This window comes from Pseudoalteromonas sp. SR43-5 (assembly GCF_014163835.1).
Classification (GTDB): Bacteria; Pseudomonadota; Gammaproteobacteria; order Enterobacterales; family Alteromonadaceae; genus Pseudoalteromonas; species Pseudoalteromonas distincta.
The window spans coordinates 88,579-96,251 of record NZ_JACJEA010000020.1; the positions used below are offsets into that span (position 1 = coordinate 88,579).

Here is a 7,673-nt window from a genome sequence, read left to right on the forward strand (position 1 = left end):
CTCAAGATTAACTCCGACAGGAGAGCTAAGGTGAAAGACTTACTTAAGTTTCTGAAGCAACAAAATAAGACCGAAGAATTCGATGCAATTCGCATTGGTCTTGCTTCACCAGACATGGTTCGTTCATGGTCATACGGTGAAGTAAAGAAACCTGAGACTATTAACTACCGTACTTTCAAGCCTGAGCGCGACGGCTTATTCTGTGCCCGTATTTTCGGCCCAGTGAAAGATTATGAGTGTTTATGTGGTAAATATAAACGCCTTAAACACCGTGGTGTGATCTGTGAAAAGTGTGGCGTTGAAGTAACACTCACTAAAGTGCGACGCGATCGTATGGGTCATATCGACCTTGCGAGCCCAGTTGCACATATATGGTTTTTAAAATCATTACCGTCACGTATTGGCTTAATGCTAGATATGACGCTTCGTGATATTGAACGTGTTCTTTACTTCGAATCATTCGTAGTAACTGAGCCTGGTATGACAACGCTTGAGCGTGGTCAACTATTAGGTGAAGAAGAATACTTAGATTCACTAGAAGAGCACGGTGATGAATTTGAAGCGAAGATGGGTGCTGAAGCAGTTTTAGACTTGCTTCGTGAACTTGATCTTGCTCAATTAATTGCTGAGATGCGTGAAGAGTTACCAACAATTAACTCTGAAACTAAGCGTAAAAAAATCACTAAACGTCTTAAGTTAATGGAATCGTTCCACCAATCAGGTAATAACCCTGAGTGGATGATCATGACAGTACTTCCAGTATTGCCACCTGATCTACGTCCATTAGTACCATTAGACGGTGGTCGTTTTGCGACATCTGATCTAAACGACCTTTACCGTCGTGTTATTAACCGTAATAACCGTCTTAAGCGTCTACTAGATTTAGCAGCACCAGACATTATTGTACGCAACGAAAAACGTATGTTACAAGAAGCGGTAGATGCGCTACTTGATAACGGTCGTCGTGGTCGTGCAATTACAGGTTCTAACAAACGTCCTCTTAAATCTCTTGCTGATATGATCAAGGGTAAGCAAGGTCGTTTCCGTCAGAACTTACTTGGTAAGCGTGTAGATTATTCAGGCCGTTCTGTAATCACAGTAGGTCCTACACTTAAGCTTCACCAATGTGGTCTTCCTAAGAAGATGGCACTAGAGTTATTCAAACCATTCATCTATGGCAAATTAGAGCGTCGCGGCATGGCTACGACAATCAAAGCAGCTAAGAAGATGGTTGAACGTGAAGTTCCGGAAGTATGGGATGTACTTGACGAAGTAATTCGTGAACATCCAGTATTACTTAACCGTGCACCAACACTTCACCGTTTGGGTATCCAAGCGTTTGAACCTGTGCTTATCGAAGGTAAAGCGATTCATTTGCATCCATTAGTATGTGCGGCCTACAACGCCGATTTCGATGGTGACCAAATGGCGGTACACGTACCGTTAACAATCGAAGCACAGCTTGAAGCTCGTGCCTTAATGATGTCAACAAACAACATTCTATCTCCTGCGAATGGTGAGCCAATCATCGTTCCTTCACAGGATGTTGTATTGGGTCTTTATTACATGACTCGTGACCGCATTAACGCTAAAGGCGAAGGCGCGATATTTAAAGATCCAAAAGAAGCAGAAAAAGCATACCGCAGCGGCAATGCAGACCTTCACGCAATCGTGAAAGTACGTATTAGCCAATCAGTTAAAAACGAAGACGGCATAGTAGAAGACACTGTTACTGTTATCGATACAACTGTTGGTCGTGCAATTCTGTCTCTAATTTTACCTAAAGGCATGCCGTTTGCGTCAATCAACCAGCCGCTAGGTAAAAAGCAGATTTCTGGCTTATTGAATGAGTGTTACCGTCGTCTAGGTCTTAAAGATACAGTTATCTTTGCTGACCAAGTTATGTACACCGGTTTCCATTATGCAATGAAGTCAGGTGTTTCTATCGGTATTGATGACTTAGTTATCCCACCGATTAAAGCACAGATAATTGAATCAGCTGAAGCTGAAGTGACTGAAATCAACCAACAATTCCAATCAGGTCTTGTAACGGCTGGTGAAAAGTACAATAAAGTTATCGATATCTGGTCACGTGTAAACGAAAACTTATCACGTGAGATGATGGCTAACTTGTCAAAAGATACAGTTATCAATGCAAAAGGTGAAGAAGTAGAGCAACCGTCATTTAACTCAGTGTTTATGATGGCCGACTCAGGTGCTCGTGGTAGTGCTGCACAGATTCGTCAGTTGGCGGGTATGCGTGGTCTAATGGCACGTCCAGATGGTTCAATCATCGAGACGCCAATCACAGCTAACTTCCGTGAAGGTCTAAACGTACTTCAGTACTTCATCTCAACGCATGGTGCGCGTAAAGGTCTTGCCGATACAGCACTTAAAACAGCAAACTCGGGTTACCTAACGCGTCGTCTAGTAGACGTTGCACAAGATTTGGTAATCAATGAAGATGACTGTGGCACAGAAGATGGCTTAACAATGAAACCGCTTATTGAAGGTGGTGATGTTGTAGAAGCACTTCGCGAACGTGTTCTAGGTCGTGTTGTTGCAGAAGATATTGTAATTCCAGGTACTAATACTGTACTTGTTGAACGTAATGTTATGCTTGACGAAAAACTGTGTGACCTTTTAGAAGAGCACTCAGTAGATGAAGTTCGCGTACGTTCTGTTATCACATGTGATAATGACTTTGGTGTTTGTGCTAACTGTTACGGTCGTGACCTAGCACGTGGTCACATCATTAACGCTGGTGAATCAGTGGGTGTTATCGCGGCTCAATCAATCGGTGAGCCGGGTACACAGTTAACAATGCGTACCTTCCACATCGGTGGTGCGGCATCTAGAGCATCTGCAGAAAATAATGTACAAGTTAAAACTAACGGTACATTAAAACTTCATAACTCTAAGTACGTATTAAACACAGACGGTAAGATTGTTATTACCTCTCGTTCTACGGAAATTACTATCATCGATAGTCATGGTCGTGAGAAAGAGCGTTATAAAGTACCTTACGGTGCGGTACTAACAGTGCAAGACAATGCAGAAGTTCAAGGTAACGACATCGTTGCTACTTGGGACCCGCATAGTCACCCAATCGTTCTTGAGCATAAGTCAAAAGTATCGTTCAGCGATATCGATGATTCAAATACTGAAGCACAGACTGATGAACTAACCGGTTTAACCCGTGTAGTTGTAAAAGATCTTGCTAAAGTAAATACGAAAGAACCAAAGCTTATCATTGAAAGTGAAGAGCGCGGTCTGCAAGAAACACGTCTTCCTTCATTCACTACGATTGAAGTTATTGACGGCGTTACAGCAAACCCAGGTGACGTGTTAGCACGTATTCCGCAAGAAGGTTCGAAAACTCGTGATATCACGGGTGGTCTACCACGCGTAGCCGACTTATTTGAAGCTCGTAAGCCAAAAGATCCAGCTATATTAGCTGAAGTAACTGGTACAATTAGCTTCGGTAAAGAGACTAAAGGTAAGAAGCGTTTAGTTATTACTCCAGCTGAAGGTGATCATTACGAAGAGATGATTCCTAAGTGGCGTCAACTTAACGTGTTTGAAGGTGAGCAAGTGTCTAAAGGTGAAGTTATTGCCGATGGTCCTGAATCACCGCATGACATCTTACGCCTACGTGGTGTGACTCATGTTGCTAACTATATCGTTAACGAAGTGCAAGAGGTTTACCGTTTGCAAGGCGTTAAGATCAATGACAAGCACATTGAAACAATTATCCGTCAAATGTTACGTAAATGTACCATTATGCACGGCGGTGATACTGACTTCTTAGCCGGTGAACAAATCGAAGTGGCGCGCGTTAATATCGCAAACCGTGACCTTGAAAAACAAGGTAAGATACCAGCTAAGTTTGAAATCCAGTTAATGGGTATCACAAAAGCATCACTAGCAACAGAATCTTTCATCTCTGCAGCGTCTTTCCAAGAGACAACACGTGTTCTTACAGATGCGGCAGTGAATGGTAAGAGCGATGAGCTTCGCGGTCTTAAAGAAAACGTAATTGTGGGTCGTTTGATCCCAGCCGGTACCGGTTTTGCGTATCATCAAGAACGTATGGCTCGCCGTAAACAAAGCAAAGTAGTAGTAGAAGAGCAAACAGTAAGTGCAGAAGAGGCGACTCAAGCACTTACAGACGCTCTAAATGCTGATTTGTCTGGAAATCAATAAACTGTTCTTAATCAATAGATTAAGTGATCGTAAGGCAGTTATATGCTGTCTTACGATTAGTTTAGGTTGACAGGTTAAACTTTGCTCATTAAAATTCCGCCACCCATTTACTTGTGTGCTTAATGCAGGCTCGTAAATAAAGGGCGGATTTTTTTATTTTTTTCAGTAGTAATTTTAATTTCAGGAGCTATTTAAATGGCAACTATTAACCAGCTAGTGCGTAAGCCACGCCGTAGCAAGGTTACGAAAAGTAACTCAGCTGCACTAAAAGCGTGTCCGCAAAAGCGCGGTGTATGTACTCGCGTATATACAACTACACCTAAGAAACCAAACTCGGCGTTACGTAAAGTAGCACGTGTACGTTTAACTAACGGTTTCGAAGTAACTTCATACATTGGCGGTGAAGGTCATAACCTTCAAGAGCATAGTGTAATCCTAATCCGTGGTGGTCGTGTTAAAGATTTACCAGGTGTGCGTTTTCACACTGTTCGTGGTGCACTTGACTGTGCAGGCGTTAGCGATCGTCGTCAAGCTCGTTCTAAATACGGTGCAAAACGCCCTAAAGGGTAATTGTATTCCGTTAGTAAGGCCAAGCACTAAATATTTATAATTATTGTTTTGGGTGATTGACTCGAAAGAGCAAACCTGAATAAACCGGAGATACAAAATGCCTAGAAGACGCGTAATCGGTCAACGTAAAATTCTTCCAGATCCTAAGTTCGGATCGGAACTTCTTGCTAAATTCGTTAACATCGTGATGTTAGACGGCAAGAAATCTACTGCTGAAAAAATTGTTTATGGTGCGCTAGACGTGGCTGCTGAGAAATCAGGCAAGTCGCACCTAGAAATCTTTGAAACTGCACTTGATAACATCCGTCCACAGGTAGAGGTTAAATCTCGCCGTGTTGGTGGTTCAACTTATCAAGTACCAGTTGAAGTACGTCCAGTTCGTCGTAACGCATTAGGTATGCGTTGGTTAGTAGACGCTGCACGTAAGCGTGGCGAAAAATCTATGGGCTTACGTTTAGCTCAAGAAATCGTTGACGCTTCTGATAATAAAGGCACTGCGGTTAAGAAACGTGAAGACGTTCACCGTATGGCTGAAGCGAATAAAGCATTCGCTCATTACCGTTGGTAATCTGTCTTTAACCTTTAAGAGGATCATATGGCACGTACAACTCCACTTGAGCGCTATCGTAATATAGGTATTGTTGCTCACGTAGATGCAGGCAAAACCACCACAACAGAACGTGTTCTGTTCTACACAGGTCTTTCTCATAAGATCGGTGAAGTACATGATGGCGCTGCAACTATGGATTGGATGGAGCAGGAACAAGAGCGTGGTATCACAATCACTTCTGCTGCAACAACGTGTTTTTGGAAAGGGATGGATGCTCAATTTGACGCCCATCGTATCAATATTATTGATACTCCAGGACACGTAGATTTCACTATCGAAGTAGAGCGTTCTTTACGCGTACTAGATGGTGCGGTAGTTGTTCTTTGTGCTTCATCTGGTGTACAGCCGCAAACTGAGACAGTTTGGCGTCAAGCGAACAAATACGAAGTTCCGAGAATGATCTTCGTAAATAAAATGGATCGCACGGGCGCAGACTTCTTAGCAGTGGTCAGCCAGGTGAAATCTCGTCTTGGAGCAACGCCTGTTCCAATTCAGTTGCCTGTAGGCGCTGAGGACGACTTTAAAGGTGTTATTGACCTTATAAAAATGAAAGTGATTAACTGGAACGAAGCGGACCAGGGTATGACTTTCTCTTATGAGGCAATACCGGCAGAACTTCTGGAATTAGCTGAAGAATGGCGCGCTCATTTAGTTGAAAGCGCTGCTGAAGCAACAGAAGAACTAATGGATAAATACTTAGAAGGTGAAGAGTTAAGTGAAGCAGAAATTAAAAACGCTTTACGCCAACGAACATTAGCAAATGAGATTGTTCCAGTTACTTGTGGTAGCGCATTTAAAAACAAAGGCGTTCAAGCTGTGCTTGATGGTGTTGTTGAATATATGCCGTCACCAGAGCAAGTGAAACAAATCCAAGGTATCTTAGAAAATGGTACTGAGGAAGAACGTCCAGCTAATGATAAAGCGCCGTTTGCTGCACTCGCATTTAAGATTGCAACAGACCCGTTTGTTGGAACCTTGACATTTTTCCGTGTTTACTCTGGTACTGTTAAACAGGGTGACACGGTATATAATCCAGTAAAAAGTAAGCGTGAGCGACTTGGCCGTATCGTACAGATGCATTCAAACTCTCGTGAAGAGATCAAAGAAGTTTTCGCAGGCGACATCGCGGCAGCTATTGGTCTTAAAGACGTAACAACAGGTGAAACACTGTGTGATCCGAATTCTATTATTACGCTTGAGCGTATGGAATTCCCAGAACCAGTAATCTCTATTGCGGTTGAGCCCCGCACTATAGCTGACCAAGATAAGATGGGTATCGCACTAGGTAAACTAGCTGCTGAAGATCCTTCTTTTCGCGTACAAACTGACGAAGAATCAGGCCAGGTTATAATCTCTGGCATGGGTGAACTTCACTTAGATATCATCGTCGACCGTATGAAACGTGAATTCAGTGTTGAATGTAACGTTGGTAAGCCGCAGGTCTCATACCGAGAAGCTATTCGTTCAACTGTTAAGGTTGAAGGGAAGTTTATACGTCAGTCAGGTGGTCGTGGCCAATATGGACACGTTTGGATTAAACTTGAACCGATGGATATTACGGATGATGAGTCACCAATTTACGAGTTCGTTAACGAAACCGTAGGTGGTTCAGTTCCTAAAGAATTCGTTCCTGCGGTAGACAAAGGTATCCAAGAGCAAATGTCTCAAGGTGTACTGGCAGGCTACCCATTACTTGGCGTTAAAGCGACTTTATATGATGGTTCATTCCATGATGTAGATTCGAATGAAATGGCATTTAAAATAGCAGGTTCACTGGCAATGAAAAACGGGGCGCTTGAAGCTAACCCTGTACTTTTAGAGCCAGTAATGAAGGTTGAAGTACTCACTCCTGATTCAAATATGGGTGATGTAGTTGGCGACTTAAACCGTCGCCGCGGCATAATCGAAGGCATGGAAGATGCATTAGGTGGACTTAAGCAAATTAATGCGCAAGTTCCTCTTTCTGAAATGTTTGGTTATGCAACTGCTTTACGATCTGCAACACAGGGCCGTGCCTCATACTCTATGGAGTTTGTGAAGTACGCTGAAGCCTCTAAAAATGTCGCAGATACAATAATTTCAGCTCGCGCTGTTATATAATTTTAGCTTGTCTGGCTCAATAGTGAGTCAGGCTTTAATTTCTTTATTAGGAATTTTTTAAGATGGCAAAAGAAAAGTTTGAACGCGTAAAACCGCACGTAAACGTTGGTACAATCGGCCACGTTGACCACGGTAAAACTACACTAACTGCAGCAATCACTAACGTACTTGCAAAAGTATACGGCGG

At 42.8% G+C, this 7,673-nt stretch carries 5 protein-coding genes; all 5 read left to right on the plus strand.

Annotated features, from left to right (window positions below; all coding sequences use genetic code 11):
- Positions 1-30 precede the first annotated feature (30 nt).
- Positions 31-4,206 (plus strand): DNA-directed RNA polymerase subunit beta', encoded by a 4,176-nt coding sequence (rpoC, locus tag H5090_RS13245; protein WP_002958884.1) that lies wholly within the window; start codon positions 31-33, stop codon positions 4,204-4,206.
- Between the two features lie 195 nt (positions 4,207-4,401).
- Positions 4,402-4,776: a 30S ribosomal protein S12 gene (gene rpsL, locus H5090_RS13250; protein WP_002958885.1), complete on the plus strand. Its 375-nt coding sequence runs from the start codon at positions 4,402-4,404 to the stop codon at positions 4,774-4,776.
- A gap of 97 nt (positions 4,777-4,873) precedes the next feature.
- The gene (rpsG, locus tag H5090_RS13255) at positions 4,874-5,344 is read left to right on the plus strand and encodes a 30S ribosomal protein S7 (protein WP_010555004.1); all 471 of its coding nucleotides are present in this window, start codon (positions 4,874-4,876) and stop codon (positions 5,342-5,344) included.
- A gap of 27 nt (positions 5,345-5,371) precedes the next feature.
- Entirely contained in the window at positions 5,372-7,486 is a 2,115-nt protein-coding gene (gene fusA, locus H5090_RS13260; RefSeq protein ID WP_002958887.1) for an elongation factor G, read from the plus strand.
- Positions 7,487-7,548: 62 nt separating this feature from the next.
- Positions 7,549-7,673: GTP-binding protein (locus tag H5090_RS13265; protein ID WP_033023824.1), on the plus strand; the 125-nt coding region annotated here is incomplete at its 3' end.